Source organism: Rhodococcus sp. OK302 (genome assembly GCF_002245895.1).
Lineage (GTDB): Bacteria > Actinomycetota > Actinomycetes > Mycobacteriales > Mycobacteriaceae > Rhodococcus_F.
On the sequence record NZ_NPJZ01000001.1, the window covers coordinates 4,984,712 to 4,998,849 of the forward strand.

Sequence of the window (14,138 nt, forward strand, 5' to 3'; positions counted from 1 at the left end):
TCTGCCGAACAACGTCGAACCGTGAGTGAAACCCCCGAAAGTCCGCGGACTTTCGGGGGTTTGCTCGTCGAATTAGCTGCACTAATGTACTGATAGTTTCGAATCAACCACGCCACGTTGGGCTTACGACACAACATCGCCCCGATCTACTCCGCTGTTGAATCGGCGACCTATTCTTCCGGTGAACGTGGTCGCGGTTGCCCACAAACGCAAAGCTCCGCTGAACCCAGATCACGAAAGACTTCCCTGCTGCACTCGAAAATAGCTGCACCCCAAACAACTTGACAACGTCGGACTAGTTGTTTGCGAGAATTTTCTAGATCAGGGGTTTGGCTAAATCCACCACACCAACTGGACGATTGGTCTACAGTTCCGAAATTGGAAGCCCTGCACTGATCGATCTGGCGATGGAGCCCACGTGCCTTTGAATTCCTTTTCTCGACGAATGTTTTTGACCGCCGGCGCCGGCGCGGCAGCTGTCGCTGCCACCTCGATGTTGCCGCCGTCGTTGCAGCGCGCAATGGCTTCGCCGGTACCGCCGGGAGGGCTCGACTCCATCGAGCACGTTGTCCTGGTCATGCAGGAGAATCGCTCGTTCGACCACTACTACGGAATGCTGCGCGGCGTACGAGGATTCGGCGATCCCAACGCGTTGACATTGCGGCATGGGACCTCAGTGTTCGAGCAGCCGGGTCCGAACGGCCCGGTGCTCCCGTTCCCGATCCGGGACTCCGCTGCCGCGCAGCAGATGGACACCCAGAACATCAGCGGACTCGACCACAGCTGGGAGGGCGGCCACAACACCCTTGCGGACGGCTGGCACGACGGCTGGATCGAAGCCAAGACTGCCTCAACCATGGCCTACTACGACCGCCGCGACATGCCGTTCCACTACGAGCTCGCGGACGCGTTCACGATCTGCGACGCCTACCACTGCTCGGTGCCGACATCGACCAGCCCGAACCGCAACTACTGGCTGTCCGGGTACACCGGATTCGAACCCGCCGGCCTGAATCCGTTGGGTTCGATGGATTCGTTGGGTTCGGCGGGGTCGTCGGAACCCGGAGGTCCCGGGGGTCGCGCCGTCACCAACGCCGCCTACAATCCGTGGCATGCTGGCTACGGGTGGACCACCGTTCCGGAGCGGCTGCAGGCCGCCGGCATCAGCTGGAAGACGTACCAGGAGTGGGACAACTTCGGAGACAACAACCTCGAGTACTTCACCACCTTCAAGAAGGTGGCGGCTCAGCTACTCAGCGTGACCCCGTACGAGCTCCGGACCTTGGCGGGGCTCTACCTCGCGTTGCCCGAGTTGCCTGCCGCGGCGCAGAATGCGGCAGTGACCACCCTCGCGAATGCGGCGGACGGGCTCTCTCCCGCCGACCGCGAGTTGTACGACCGCGCGCTGTACCGGTCACGGCCGGGCACGCTTGCCGCCGAGTTCCGTAAGGACGTCGAGTCTGGAACACTGCCGCAGGTCAGTTATCTCGTTCCGTCCGAGGTTGATTCGGAGCATCCGTCCGGATCGTCGCCGGCGGCGAGCGCGACGCTGCTGTACCAGGTGCTCGACGCGATCGCTTCCGATCCGACGATTTGGGCGAAGACTGCCGTGATCGTCAACTTCGACGAGAACGACGGCTTCTTCGACCATGTACCGCCGCCTCGTCCGCCGCTCTCGGTCGGTTCGGAGTGGGTGGGGGGTCAGCCGCTCGGGCTCGGCCCCCGGGTGCCGATGACGATCATTTCGCCGTGGACCGTCGGCGGGTTCGTGTGTTCGCAGGTTTTCGACCACACGTCGGTGAATCAGTTCCTGGAGAAGCGATTCGGGATCACCCAACCGGAGATCGATCCGTGGCGGCGGACGGTCAGCGGGGACCTGACGTCGGCCTTCGACTTCGCGAACCCGCGAAGCCGGCCGAATGTCACTCGCCCGCAGCCCACTCCACCGCTCGAGCCGCGGTGGACCCCGACCCCACCGGCCTTGCAGCACATGCCGGTACAGGAGAGCGGTACCCGTCCCGCTCGGGCATTGCCGTATCAGCCGGACGCGTATGCCACCGTGGACTCCGGTGCGCGTTCTCTGACGGTGCACCTGGTCAACGGCGGTGCCGAGTCGGCGCACCTGGCCTTGTATCCCTACGCCGACGAGTTCGACCTACCGCGGCACTACGACGTCCTCGGGCAGACTGACGACACCGTAGCCCTCGAGGGTTCGCAGTACAGCCTGACTCTGTTGGGCCCCAACGGTTTCCGGCGCGAATTTGTCGGGTCGATCGACGGCGCGGCAGCTGCGCTCGACGTGTCCACCCGAATCGACGCGGCGGGCGGAGTGCTCGATGTGACTGCGGCTAATTCAGGGTCCCGCGCTCTGACCGTCGTGATCGACGGTCAGAGCCGTCTGATCGCGGCCGGCGGCAGTGCGTCGTGGACGGTGCCGTCAGTAGACGGCTGGTATGAGGCCACCGTGGCCGTCGACGAGGATCCGGACTTCCGCCGCCGGCTCGTCGGGCACATCGAAAGCGGACGGGCCAGCGTCAGCCAACGAACGTGACACGGCTCTGTCAACTTAACTGCCGTGAGTCAGGGATGATGGTCGGATCAGTCGTGGAGACGAAACGCGGGCGGATGCGACGCGGTCGCTGTACACACGGCACCGCTATCCCGCGGAGATCATCGCGCATTGCGTGTGGCTGTACTACAGGTTCGCCTTGAGCTTGCGCGATGTCGCAGAGTTGATGCTCGCCCGCGGCATCGTCGTCTCGCACGAGACGATCCACACGTGGTGCGCAAACAGGGCCGCGCGCCGAGGGTGCTGGTAGCGGTGTTCAGCGCGATTTCGCCGCACTTCCGGCCCCGCCGACACAAGCTTACCCGAGCGATTACCGCTCCGAAATGACCAACCGATTCGCCACCTGGAACGACGTCACCGCGTACCCGCCACCTGAGCCCGTGTCCCATGAAAGAATCCGCCGCATCACTCGCTGCTACTTCGGAGCCATACGGATTGCACCGTCGAGCCGAATGGTCTCACCGTTGAGCATGGCATTGTCGATGATGTGCGCGGCAAGAGCCGCATATTCAGTGGCCTTACCAAGACGTGACGGATGCGGAACCTGCTGCCCGAGGGAACGCTGCGCCTCCTCGGGAAGACCTGCCAGCATTGGTGTTTCGAAAATTCCGGGCGCAATGGTCACTACCCGGATCAGATGGCGAGCGAGCTCGCGGGCAATCGGCAGTGTCATGGCAGCAACTCCGCCCTTCGAGGCCGCATACGCAGGCTGTCCGATCTGCCCGTCGAACGCCGCGACCGACGCGGTGTCGATGATGACGCCACGTTCGCCGTCGATGGGGTCGGTCTGCGCGATCTTCTCTGCGGCGAGACGCAGCACGTTGAAGGTGCCGATGAGGTTGATGCGAATCACTCGTTCGAAATCGACAAGAGGAAGCGCTCCAGCCTTACCGAGGACTTTGCCCGGCGTCCCGACGCCAGCACAGTTGACCAGCACACGCAGATCTCCGAGCGATGAAGCGAAGTCCATCGCCGAGACGATATCTCCCTCCGAGGTGACATCGGCCGGCGCGAAGTGGGCACCCCGGCCGATCTCCTTGGCTGCGACATTCCCTCCGGACGCCGGTAGATCAAGAAGTACTACTTGAGCGCCACGCTCATGTAGTGCTCGGGCGGTCGCGTTGCCCAACCCTGATGTTCCTCCGGTCACGACAGCGACCGCTCCCGAGATATTCATGCACTTCTCCTCTTTGGATGATGGTACGAAAGGTGTGTTCACGCGCGGTACTTACCGATGCGGGAATAAGTCGGCCCACAGAACGGACCGGTAATACTCAGTGCGTCGGGTCGGGACGCGGATACTTGGGTTGTCCCTGGACACGTGCACCGCCATTACTGAACGTGCCGACAATCGTGGAGTCAGATGCGTTCGATGATCGTGGCGTTGGCCAACCCGCCGCCTTCACACATCGTCTGCAATCCGTAACGTCCGCCGGTGGCCTCAAGGTGGTTCACCAAGGTCCCGAGCAGGCGGGTACCGGAGGAGCCGAGCGCATGCCCGAGCGCGATCGCGCCACCGCGCGGGTTCAGCTTGGCCGGGTCGGCTCCGAACTCATGCGCCCATGCCAGCGGCACGGGCGCGAACGCCTCGTTGACCTCATAGGCGTCGAGGTCGTCGATGCTGAGCCCCGACTTCGCGAGGATCTTTTTCGTCGCCGGGATCGGCGCAGTGAGCATGAAGACCGGGTCGTCACCGGCGACCGAGAACGAATGGAACCGCGCTCGCGGCGTCAGGCCCAGCTTCGACGCCATCTCCTCACTCATGATCAACACCCCGGAGGCACCGTCCGTCAGCGGCGACGAGTTACCGGGGGTGATCGCCCACTGCGCTTCCGGGAACCTGTCCGCATACTTATCGGAGAAGAACGACGACTTCAGTCCCGACAACCCCTCAGCCGTGGTGGACGCGCGCACCGTCTCGTCGACCGCGTGCGGCACCGTCTCCCCGGTCGCGTCGGTCACGTCGATCGGAATGATCTCCCTATCGAACAGCCCGGCTGCGGCGGCCTCGGCGGCCCGGCGATGAGATTCGGCGGAATAGGTGTCAAGGGCCTCGCGGTCGAACTTCCACTTCGCGGCGATCAGTTCAGCCGAAATACCCTGGTTGACGAGGCCCTCGGAGTAGCGGGCAGCGATGCCAGGACCGAAGGCGTCCTGTCCGATCGTCGAGCTGCCCAACGGAATCCGCGACATCGACTCCACTCCCGCGGCGATCACGATGTCGTAGGCGCCGGCGATGACACCCTGCGCGGCGAAGTGCGCGGCCTGCTGGCTCGATCCGCACTGGCGGTCAACGGTGGTCGCAGGGACCGACTCTGGGAAACCGGCCGAAAGCAGAGCAGTTCGCGCGATGTTCACCGCTTGCTCACCGATCTGAGAGACGCAGCCGCCGATGACGTCGTCAACCAGGGCGGCGTCGACCCCGTTACGTTCGACCAGTGTGCGCAGGACGTGCGCGAGCAGTTCGACCGGGTGCGTACCCGACAGTGCCCCGCCAGGCTTCCCCTTCCCGGAGGCGAGCCGCAATGTATCGACGATTACTGCACGTGTCATTGCTGAGTTTCCTTCGGTCGTCTTGAACCCCTCGGACGAGAGGTCTCCATCAGTGGCATCACCGCGGCACCCACTCTCGAAGAAGCAGAGTCGTTGCATTCGCTGTCAGGTAGCGGCTTGCACACATAGTGCTGCGCTCATATCAAAAATTCCGCACCAAACGCCTTGCTTCGGCCCCGACCACCAAACTCCTACCGGCGGAGTTGGGTTAGACCCCGAAAGGCGAGCCAGACCAGGTTTACGCACTCACAGAAGCATGCAGGCTTTGCAATTCTGGGGTTCATCATCGCTTGGTGCCGTGCGCAATGCGCACGGCACCAAGGTAATACCCGCAACCGAAGTTGTTCAGGTCCATCCGCCGGCATCGCCGCTAGTCAGCGCCAGCCGTAACCTTGGGTACTACGATGATTCCCGCCAGTTCTCGTTGGTGAGAGTCATCCGAATTCGATCAACGCCGTATCCGGTTGCCCCGCAACCACTTTTGATTCCTCGACACTCGACCAACCGCACCGAGCAGTTGTAAAATCTGTTATCGAGAAATCGCGTCGAGATCTCGATTTTTGGTGCGATCACCCATGCTGATAATCCCGGCTGAGACCAGCAACAGAACGATAACCACAGCACAAGTCGTGTAGCCGCCAGGACCAGCCAGGAGTGGAAGCACGATGAATGGCGCAACTGCGCCGCCGAGGTGGCCGACCCCGTCACAGATCGCCGTGCCGGTACCGCGTTGAGCAGTCGGGAAAATCTCAGCCGTATACATATATGCTGGTGCCGTCATGGTGCCGACCCCGTAGGCGGCGACCAAAGCCCCCACGGCGCCGAACGTGTTTCCGCCGGTCATGATCAAGCCGACGCCAGCGGCGAAGGTGAGGGTTCCCGCAATAATCAGGCTGCGACGTTCTATCCGTTCGATCAACAGTGCCACCATCACAGCCGCAATGATCGGTGCAACACGGACAAAAGCGGAAATCTCGAGTGCTTGAGACATCTGGATTCCGACGCTCTCAAGTATCAAGGGCAGATAGCTCACGACTCCGTACATTGCAATGTAGAAGATGAACCAGTAGCCAAGGACTATCGCGAGTCTCCGTCGCAGTGGTTTACGAAGCAAGGCTCTCAGACTGGATTCGCCTGGATCTGCGCGATGCGTCTCCGCGAAACCCTCACTTGGATCGACACCGGCATTGCGCTGCATCTGTCGCACAATCGTTGCGGCCTCGTCAACACGCCCCTGTGCAACGAGCCAGCGCGGCGATTCCGGCAACGATCTTGAGTTGATGAAGGGCAAGACGACCAGAACCAGCCCCCCGAACATGAGCAGCAAGCGCCAGCCGACTGTAGGTAATCCGTTGAGTATTGGAAGTGAAACCAGCCCGCATACCAAAATCAACACCATGCCGATCAGGTAGATGCGGGAAAGGTACTCACCGCGACGATCGCGCGGGGCCATCTCACCGATGTAGCCCGAACACAGTGCAACGACCGCGCCCATGCCGCATCCCGCTAAGAACCGGAACAACGACAGCGATGCGACGTTCCAAGCCATTCCGGTCGCAAAGCCACCGAGACCAAGAATCAGGAACGTGAGGAAAAGGCCCTTCTGACGCCCAGCACGATCTGCTACGCGGCCGATGAAATACGCGCCTACACAGAAGCCGATGAGGTTCCACATAACCGGCCAACTGAGGTCTGCACTTTGCAGCCCGAGATTTTCTTTCAAACCGGGAATAATCAAAGGGAACACTGTGACGTCGTAGCTGGCGAAGAAGAATGCCAACACTAACGCCAGCCAGCCCCCACGACTTAGCCCGACCCGAGGCATCTGGTCAATCGTTGCCTCAATGGTGAGATTGCCACCTCTCGACGACACAAACGGTGGGGAGTGTTCGGCGAGTGCATTTTCGTCGTTCATCGCGCTGTCATCTCTCATTCGGTGAGGAGGTTTCAATTGGTGTGTGTCACCGCGTCCCTGCTGTAGCTCCCGCAAAGACTCCGTACCCAGATCCGCTAGATCGTCGCGCCTAGATGCGCTGTAACCAGGTCGATTGCGGTGCCGTACGAGCTCAGGTTCGGCATCGTCATGAATCCGTGAATCGTGTCTCTGATGTTGATGTGATTCACGAAAGTGCCGTCGCGCTCCAACAAGGACGCGTAGTTGATGCCATCATCACGAAGGGGGTCATGCCCCGCCGTGATTACCAACGCTTCTGGTAGGTCGGCAAATGACTGGTTGAGAGAAGGGCAAACGCGCGGATCCGAACGCTCATCGCTTGTGGCGTACATGTCGAAGAACCACAAAACGTCAGCTGTGGTCAGTACTGGTGCGTGCTCGTTGTCGAACCACGAGGGGCGCGCAATCGCGTACTCGGTCCCCGGATAGAAAAGTACCTGAGACTTCAATGCCGGTATCGCTCCGCGATCGAGATGGGTAAGCACGGCGGAAAGATTTGCGCCGGCACTATCGCCGCCCACCGCTAGCCGATTTACATCGATACCGAGCACCGGTCCGTTCTCTCGGACCCATGAAAGTGCCGCAACTGCATCGTTGACAGCGGCCGGGAACTTGTTCTCGGGAGCAAGTCGGTAGTCGACAGATACAACGGCAATGTTGTTGCGCAATGCGATATCTCGGCACAAGTAGTCGACTCCGCCGTCAAGTCCGCCAGTGGCCCACCCACCTCCGTGGAAGTAGAGCAGTGCGGGAATTGGTCGAGCGTCGACGTCCGGACGGTAGACCCGGACGGTGAAGGTCACCTCATTCGCATGCACGCTGTGCTCCGACACCTCGCCGACCTGTGGGAGTTCCGGCAGTTGTACACCCATTTGATCGATGGCCGTGCGCACGTCGGCGATAGAGAATCCGCTGAGGCCTTCAGCGGGCAGAACTGCCGCCAACGCGACTGCGACCGCTTGGGAATCTGCGGCTAGCGGGGTCTGGAGTGAAACTTCGGTCATGATGTTATCCGTTCTTGTTGAGTTCGAGTCCGGTGAATTCACCGTTTTCCCACCATTCTTCGATGAGCCCCCAGTAGTCCCGGTCGGGCGCTTGATAGATCTCCCGGAAGATTCCCTGGGTGACGTTTCCCTGGCCGTTGTAGTAACCGGGCGTGCAGGTCGCCTGGTAGGCGGCATGGGACTCGCCGGCGAGACGGACCACCTCGCCCCACTCGGATTCCGCCTCATGCGTGGGCTCGAAGCTCACGATGTCGGCGTCGAGCGCGTGCTTGATCATTCGGGTGGCATGCCGTGCCTTGCGATCGAGCATGTAGGTGTAGTGCACGTTGAATGCGTTCTGGCTCAACCCCAGTTCGATGAGGTTGGGGAAATCTCGCGAGAAGAATCCATGCAGGGTTTTCAGACCGCCGGCGAAATGCTCGCGAAGGTTGCGCCCGTCGCGCCCGAGAATCTCGTAGCCGTAACTTCCCACCGTGTGCGGTCCGGTTTCGAACCCGGTGGCGAAGATCAAACAATCAACTTCATGCTCGACACCGTTGGCAACGAACCCGTTTTCGGTGATCCGATCGAGGCCCTGTCGTGCATTGATCAAGGTGACTGATTCTTTATTGAAGATCGGCAGGTATTCGTCGTGGAACCCGGGGCGCTTGCAGACCACGCCGAACCATGGTTTCAGCGCCTCAGCTGTCTCCGGGTTTGAGACCGTCCGGTCGACACGTTCGCGAACAGCGTTGACGATCTTCAAGTCGGACAGGATGGAAAGATGAATCTGGTCTTTCTCCGGCAGTGAGGACACGTCGACATCGACCAAATCGTGCCCGGGGAGGGCACGGTAGATCTGCGTCCACACATCTTGAACGAGGTCCTCCACGTGCACGAGACCCGACAATTGGTCGGTGAAGTTCTCGTGCATCTGCGATTGCCAGCCGGGAGTGAGAGTTGCAACCCAGTCAGGATCAGTTGGGGCGTTGTTTCGTTCGGCGACCAGCGCCGGGGTGCGCTGCACGACGAACACCTGCTCCGCGGCATCGGCAAGGTGCGGCGCGACCTGGATGCCCGTCGCCCCGGTACCGATCAGTGCGACCCGCTTGTCCCGGAGTTTGTCCAGCGGGAGATCTTGATCGCCTCCGGTGTACTGGTAGTCCCATCGGCTGGTGTGGATGATCTTGCCCTTGAAGTCATCGATTCCCGGCACAGTCGGGTACTGCGGTTTGCTGAACGGACCGTTGGCCCTGATGACGAACTTGGCGCGAATGGTGTCTCCGCGGTCGGTTGCGATCACCCAGGCGTTGTGTGACTCATCCCAACGGACGTCGCTGACGACGGTTTGGAACAGCGCGTTGGGGTAGATATCGAAGAGCCGCCCCAGTCGTTGGGCGTGTTCGAAGATTTCTTTCCCACCGACGTATTTTTTGGTCGGCATGTAGCCGGATTCCTCGAGGTACGGCAGGTACAGGTACGACTGGACGTCGCACTGTGCACCCGGGTATCGGTTCCAGTACCAGGTGCCGCCGAAGTCGCTCGCCTGCTCGACGATGCGAAAATTGTCAATGCCTTGTTCCTTCAACCACTTTCCCGCAGTGATACCGCCGAAGCCGCCGCCGAGTACCACGACGTCGAGGTCCAGGTCGACACCTTCCCGGTCGAATCGAGGCGCGTACGGGTCCCAGGTCCGGAGGGCCTCTTCGTCGTGCGCGTCCGCGCCCTTCGATCTGCTCGTGGGTCGAGCTAGCCGCGCGTCACGCTCTTCGTCGTAGCGGGCAAGCAGTTCTGCGTAGTCGAAGTCCACATCGACCGGAACTCCGGATTCGGGCAACACGACTGGGGTTTTGACGACGACATCTTTGCTGTTCATCGAAATCCTTCTGAGAGATTGAATGAAAACCGACACGGCGTCGAAATTTCTTGACAGCCTGTCGAGTAGTGACATAAGTTACAGACCCAGATGGGATCTGTAAACCCCACCCAGTCCGCACAGCAATCGAGCCTGGACTGAAGGTTGATAATCGTCGAGATGAGGAAATTCATTGTGACAAAGCACATTTCACTGGAACCCGAACTTGTGTCCGCTGCAGCGACAGGCGGTACTGTCGACGGTGTCCTGCGCCGCTCCGCCGCGAGGTTTCCCGGCAACACGGCCCTCACCTTCGCCGGAAGGGCGCATAGCTATCGCGAACTCGATGACGCCGTCACCAAAGTGGCTGCATACCTGATCTCACTCGGCCTGAATACGGGTGATCGCGTCGCGGCGTACGGCACCAACTCCGATGCATACGTGATCAGCTTCCTGGCCTGTACACGCGCAGGCCTGGTACATGTGCCGGTTAACTACGCACTCAGGGGCGGGGAGTTGACGTATCTCCTCAGCCAGTCGGGGGCACGGGCTGTCCTGGTCGACCCAACCCTTGAGGACGTCCTCACTACCGTGTCGAGCGACCTGGTCGCTGTCGAACACATCCTGCTGCTACGCGAGGCGGAGGGTTCCATACTCGAGGTCGCCGCAGAAGACGCCGTTCCGAACCTGATGCCGGCTTCCTCACCAACTCACCTGGCCCAGCTCCTCTACACCTCTGGCACTACCTCAAAGCCCAAGGGCGCCATGATGACCCACGAGGCTTTGGTCTACGAGTACGTTTCGGCGGTGATGGCACTCGACTTGACGGCCGACGACAACCCGCTCGTCGCAATGCCGCTCTACCACTCGGCAGGCATGCACGTGTTCATGCTGCCTTACCTCTCGGTAGGCGCGACCGTGAATTTGATTGCAGCGCCTGACATTCCGGAAATACTGCGCCGCGTCGAGGAGGACCGGATCGGATCCTTGTTCCTCGCCCCGACCGTATGGGTTCCGCTCGCCAGCCACCCCGATTTGGACTCTCGCGACCTGTCCTCGCTACGCAAGGCACAGTACGGCGCGTCGATCATGCCGGTGACGGTGCTCAATCGACTGCGTGAACGCTACCCCGATCTCGGATTCTACAACTGCTTCGGCCAGTCCGAGATCGGTCCGCTGGCAACGGTGCTCCGCCCCGAGGACCATGAGGACCGGCCTTCTTCCTGCGGTCGACCGGTCTTCTTCGTCGAGGCCAAAGTCGTAGACACGGAAGGAACCGACGTCGCCGCCGACGAGCCAGGCGAAATTCTCTACCGCTCCCCACAACTCTGCCGAGGGTACTGGGAGAACCCAGATGCGACGGCGGAAGCGTTCCGTAATGGCTGGTTCCACTCCGGCGACCTCGTTACGCGCGACGAAAAGGGATTTGTGACCGTCGTCGACCGGATCAAAGACGTCATCAACACCGGCGGCATCCTCGTCGCCTCCCGGGAAGTCGAGGACGCAATCTACTCGCATCCAGCAGTCGCGGAGGTCGCAGTCATCGGCGCCCCTGACGACAAGTGGATAGAGGCGATCAGCGCTGTCGTGGTTTTGCGCGACGGCGCGCAGGCTACCAAGGAGCAACTGATCGAGCACGTCAAAGAACAGATCGCACCGTTCAAGGTACCCAAGCAGATCAGGTTCGCCGAATCCCTCCCCCGCAATCAAAGCGGCAAGCTCCTCAAACGGGAACTGCGAGCGTAACGCGTTCTGCAAAGCCACATTTCACACCGGCAAGCCAAAAGCCCCGGCATGGACCACACGGTTCGTGCCGATGAAAAAAGTTCGTCGTTCTCAACCGCCGACGACGAGCGAAACTCAACAGGAGAGATCATCATGTACCGAGTCACCATCGCCTACAACCACCCCAGCGATCCCGCCGCTTTTGACGAGTACTTCGTCAACAATCATCTTCCGATCGTGCGCGCCATCCCGAACCTCGCGAAGGTCACTTTCGGAAAGTGCGAGACGCTGGATGGGTCCGCCCCCGAGCACTACGGAATCGCCGTCATGTACTTCGAGTCGAAGGAAACGGCGATTGGCGCACTCACCTCGAAGGAAGGCAAAGCAGCCTCCGCGGACGTCGCCAACTATTCAGCAGACGACGCGCTCATCTCTTTCAGCAACGAGGACCACGTCTGGCCGTGAAATCGACTGCGGCAGAACATCGCGCTCACATCGCACACGCCTGATGCAGGACCACACCTAGTGGGTTAGACAGGCGCGTCGGGCACGAACCCCACACAGGCGCATCCAAATAACAGGAAACGAATGGAGACTAAATGACACGACGATATGTGGTCACAGGCGCCGCCTCAGGCATCGGACGAGCGAGTGTCGAACGACTCCGCGGTCAAGGTCATCGAGTCATCACAGTTGATATCACCAGTGCCGATATCAACGTCGACCTTTCAGCCTCGGAAGGTCGTGACGAGATGACACAAGCGGTGACGGCACTCTGCGACGGCCAGGTGGATGCCGTCGTTGCCGTCGCAGGTACGACCGCCCCAACTGCGAAAACCGTGGGCGTCAACTTTTTCGGGGCGGTTCGGACACTCGAACTCCTCCGCCCGTTGCTGGCCAAGTCGGATGCGCCCCGTGCAGCGGTGGTGTCGTCGCTGGCCGCCTTACAGCCGGTCGACGAGAAGCTTCTCGAGCTCCTCCTCGCAGGTGACGAAGCGGCAGCGAAACTCGAGGTCGACCGCATCGGTGATGCGGTAGATGCCACCGGAAATAATCCGATGTACACATCAACCAAACGCGCGTTGTCACTGTGGGTCCGAAAGAATGCCTCGGCGCCGGAGTGGGCCGGTTCTCGCATTGCGTTGAACGCGGTGTCGCCCGGTGTGATTCGCACCCCGATGACGGACCACGGATTCAGCTCAGAGGCAGGGCGTGAGATCTTCTCAGGAATCCCACTCAATGCACCGGCAGGAAACCCTGAAGTCGTCGCCGCCGCATTGGATTTTCTGACGAGTGCCGAAAATTCATTTACGACCGGCCAGGTACTTTATGTGGACGGAGGAATAGAATCAGCATCCCGCTCTGACGAATTCTGACCCACGATACCCGTCGGAGCACTTGCTCCGGAGTAAAATGAGGCCCTCTCGAGCAATCGGGAGGGCCTCACTATGCACCACAATCGTCATTTCGACGTCGTGGATCTATCCCCCATGCGGAACTGAACGCCACTGAACGCAGATTCTCCAGCATTCGCCGGGTTTCACTCGGCTCAGGCTTCACCAAGCGATCTTGATAATAGGCGTTTATGCTCATGTCATTCAGGACAGTCGCCAATCCCACGTAATCAGAGCTACAGGGCTGCGCCACACCCGCCAACGCGTCCATTTCGATCTGATGCGCGTATTCGCGGACGAACGATTCCAGCAACGCCGACCACCGGCGACGAATATCGACATCGATACTCACGGCCTGCATTCCGGCGATCATAACTGCATCGTGGTCAACCCACGTGGAATAGGAGGCATTTGTCAGTCGGTCGTGGTAGTCCTCGATCGATTCGTGAGCGCGTCGGGGAACTCCGCCCGTCCGCTCGATCCATATGTCCCAAACTTCCGCCACCAAATCACCGAGCACCTCATACTTCGATTCGAAATAAAAGTAGAAGTTTGAACGGTTGATACCGGCTGCAGTAGCAATATCTGCCACAGAGAGTTCGAGGAAGTTCCCTTTTGCGAGGAGATCGCGAAACGCGTCTAAGATTGCTCTTTTTTGAAGCTCACCCTTCGAAGGATGCTGGCGTCGAGAACTCGAGGCTGGTTCATGGTTCTCGATCATAGGCATGACTAGATCATACCGAGGTCACCCGAACGACTGACTGACATGCTGCGCTATGCCCGTGAGACGATCGATTCTCGCCGGGACGGGTCCGGACCACCCAGACTTGCCCAACGGTTACAGCGGCCTGCCGCCGCAGAGGTCCTGTCCGCGCGCCAATGCGGGCGTGACGTGTCCGACCTTCCAACAGGACGGGAGTTCCTGCCGGACCTCCATGAGCAGCGTCCACGAACGCTTACTCTCACTGACAGTCGAGCACATAGACCCTCGGGACTTCTGATCCTTCCGCATTTGAAACAACGAAACGCACTGAGCTGCAACAAATAAGAGAGATTCTTCATCTCAGGCGACGGCGAGGGCCGCCACTGCTGTATGGGTCCCGTA

At 60.4% G+C, this 14,138-nt stretch carries 10 protein-coding genes and 1 pseudogene; 5 read left to right on the forward strand and 6 right to left on the reverse strand.

Annotated features, from left to right (window positions below):
• Positions 1-445 precede the first annotated feature (445 nt).
• Positions 446-2,551, forward strand: a complete 2,106-nt coding sequence (locus BDB13_RS22890; protein ID WP_094273830.1) for a phosphocholine-specific phospholipase C — start codon at positions 446-448, stop codon at positions 2,549-2,551.
• A 46-nt stretch (positions 2,552-2,597) separates the two neighbouring features.
• A pseudogene (locus tag BDB13_RS33845) lies at positions 2,598-2,783 on the forward strand (hypothetical protein); the annotation flags it as partial.
• A 201-nt stretch (positions 2,784-2,984) separates the two neighbouring features.
• On the opposite strand, the gene BDB13_RS22900 reads toward BDB13_RS33845, so the two are convergent.
• The 5 genes from BDB13_RS22900 to BDB13_RS22925 form a co-directional block, all read right to left on the reverse strand.
• Entirely contained in the window at positions 2,985-3,746 is a 762-nt protein-coding gene (locus BDB13_RS22900; RefSeq protein ID WP_094273831.1) for an SDR family NAD(P)-dependent oxidoreductase, read from the reverse strand.
• A 182-nt stretch (positions 3,747-3,928) separates the two neighbouring features.
• Positions 3,929-5,122, reverse strand: coding sequence for a thiolase family protein (locus BDB13_RS22905; RefSeq protein WP_094273832.1), 1,194 nt, complete (start codon positions 5,120-5,122; stop codon positions 3,929-3,931).
• 529 nt (positions 5,123-5,651) lie between these two features.
• Positions 5,652-7,037, reverse strand: a complete 1,386-nt coding sequence (locus tag BDB13_RS22915; protein WP_169635809.1) for an MFS transporter — start codon at positions 7,035-7,037, stop codon at positions 5,652-5,654.
• A 95-nt stretch (positions 7,038-7,132) separates the two neighbouring features.
• The gene (locus tag BDB13_RS22920) at positions 7,133-8,080 is read right to left on the reverse strand and encodes an alpha/beta hydrolase (protein ID WP_094273835.1); all 948 of its coding nucleotides are present in this window, start codon (positions 8,078-8,080) and stop codon (positions 7,133-7,135) included.
• A gap of 4 nt (positions 8,081-8,084) precedes the next feature.
• The gene (locus BDB13_RS22925; RefSeq protein ID WP_094273836.1) at positions 8,085-9,935 is read right to left on the reverse strand and encodes a flavin-containing monooxygenase; all 1,851 of its coding nucleotides are present in this window, start codon (positions 9,933-9,935) and stop codon (positions 8,085-8,087) included.
• Positions 9,936-10,142: 207 nt separating this feature from the next.
• Between BDB13_RS22925 and BDB13_RS22930 the strand changes: the two genes are divergently transcribed.
• From BDB13_RS22930 to BDB13_RS22940, 3 genes are all read left to right on the forward strand, one after another.
• Positions 10,143-11,660 (forward strand): fatty acyl-CoA synthetase, encoded by a 1,518-nt coding sequence (locus BDB13_RS22930; protein ID WP_254923054.1) that lies wholly within the window; start codon positions 10,143-10,145, stop codon positions 11,658-11,660.
• A gap of 132 nt (positions 11,661-11,792) precedes the next feature.
• Positions 11,793-12,104, forward strand: a complete 312-nt coding sequence (locus tag BDB13_RS22935; RefSeq protein WP_094275129.1) for an EthD family reductase — start codon at positions 11,793-11,795, stop codon at positions 12,102-12,104.
• A gap of 134 nt (positions 12,105-12,238) precedes the next feature.
• Positions 12,239-13,015 carry an SDR family oxidoreductase gene (locus tag BDB13_RS22940; protein WP_094273838.1) on the forward strand — a complete coding sequence of 259 codons (777 nt, stop codon included), beginning with the start codon at positions 12,239-12,241 and terminating at the stop codon, positions 13,013-13,015.
• A 70-nt stretch (positions 13,016-13,085) separates the two neighbouring features.
• Here the strand turns inward: BDB13_RS22940 and BDB13_RS22945 are convergent, their stop codons facing one another.
• Complete coding sequence (locus BDB13_RS22945; RefSeq protein ID WP_094273839.1) at positions 13,086-13,760, reverse strand: TetR/AcrR family transcriptional regulator; 675 nt, start codon at positions 13,758-13,760, stop codon at positions 13,086-13,088.
• Positions 13,761-14,138 lie beyond the last annotated feature (378 nt).

What these genes read in the sequence shown, in the direction of transcription:
- BDB13_RS22890 (WP_094273830.1), top strand. Translation starts at nt 446, where the DNA reads ATGTTTTTGACCGCCGGCGCCGGCGCGGCAGCTGTCGCTGCCACCTCG.
- BDB13_RS22900 (WP_094273831.1), bottom strand. Translation starts at nt 3,746, where the DNA reads ATGAATATCTCGGGAGCGGTCGCTGTCGTGACCGGAGGAACATCAGGG.
- BDB13_RS22905 (WP_094273832.1), bottom strand. Translation starts at nt 5,122, where the DNA reads ATGACACGTGCAGTAATCGTCGATACATTGCGGCTCGCCTCCGGGAAG.
- BDB13_RS22915 (WP_169635809.1), bottom strand. Translation starts at nt 7,037, where the DNA reads ATGAACGACGAAAATGCACTCGCCGAACACTCCCCACCGTTTGTGTCG.
- BDB13_RS22920 (WP_094273835.1), bottom strand. Translation starts at nt 8,080, where the DNA reads ATGACCGAAGTTTCACTCCAGACCCCGCTAGCCGCAGATTCCCAAGCG.
- BDB13_RS22925 (WP_094273836.1), bottom strand. Translation starts at nt 9,935, where the DNA reads ATGAACAGCAAAGATGTCGTCGTCAAAACCCCAGTCGTGTTGCCCGAA.
- BDB13_RS22935 (WP_094275129.1), top strand. Translation starts at nt 11,793, where the DNA reads ATGTACCGAGTCACCATCGCCTACAACCACCCCAGCGATCCCGCCGCT.
- BDB13_RS22940 (WP_094273838.1), top strand. Translation starts at nt 12,239, where the DNA reads ATGACACGACGATATGTGGTCACAGGCGCCGCCTCAGGCATCGGACGA.
- BDB13_RS22945 (WP_094273839.1), bottom strand. Translation starts at nt 13,760, where the DNA reads ATGCCTATGATCGAGAACCATGAACCAGCCTCGAGTTCTCGACGCCAG.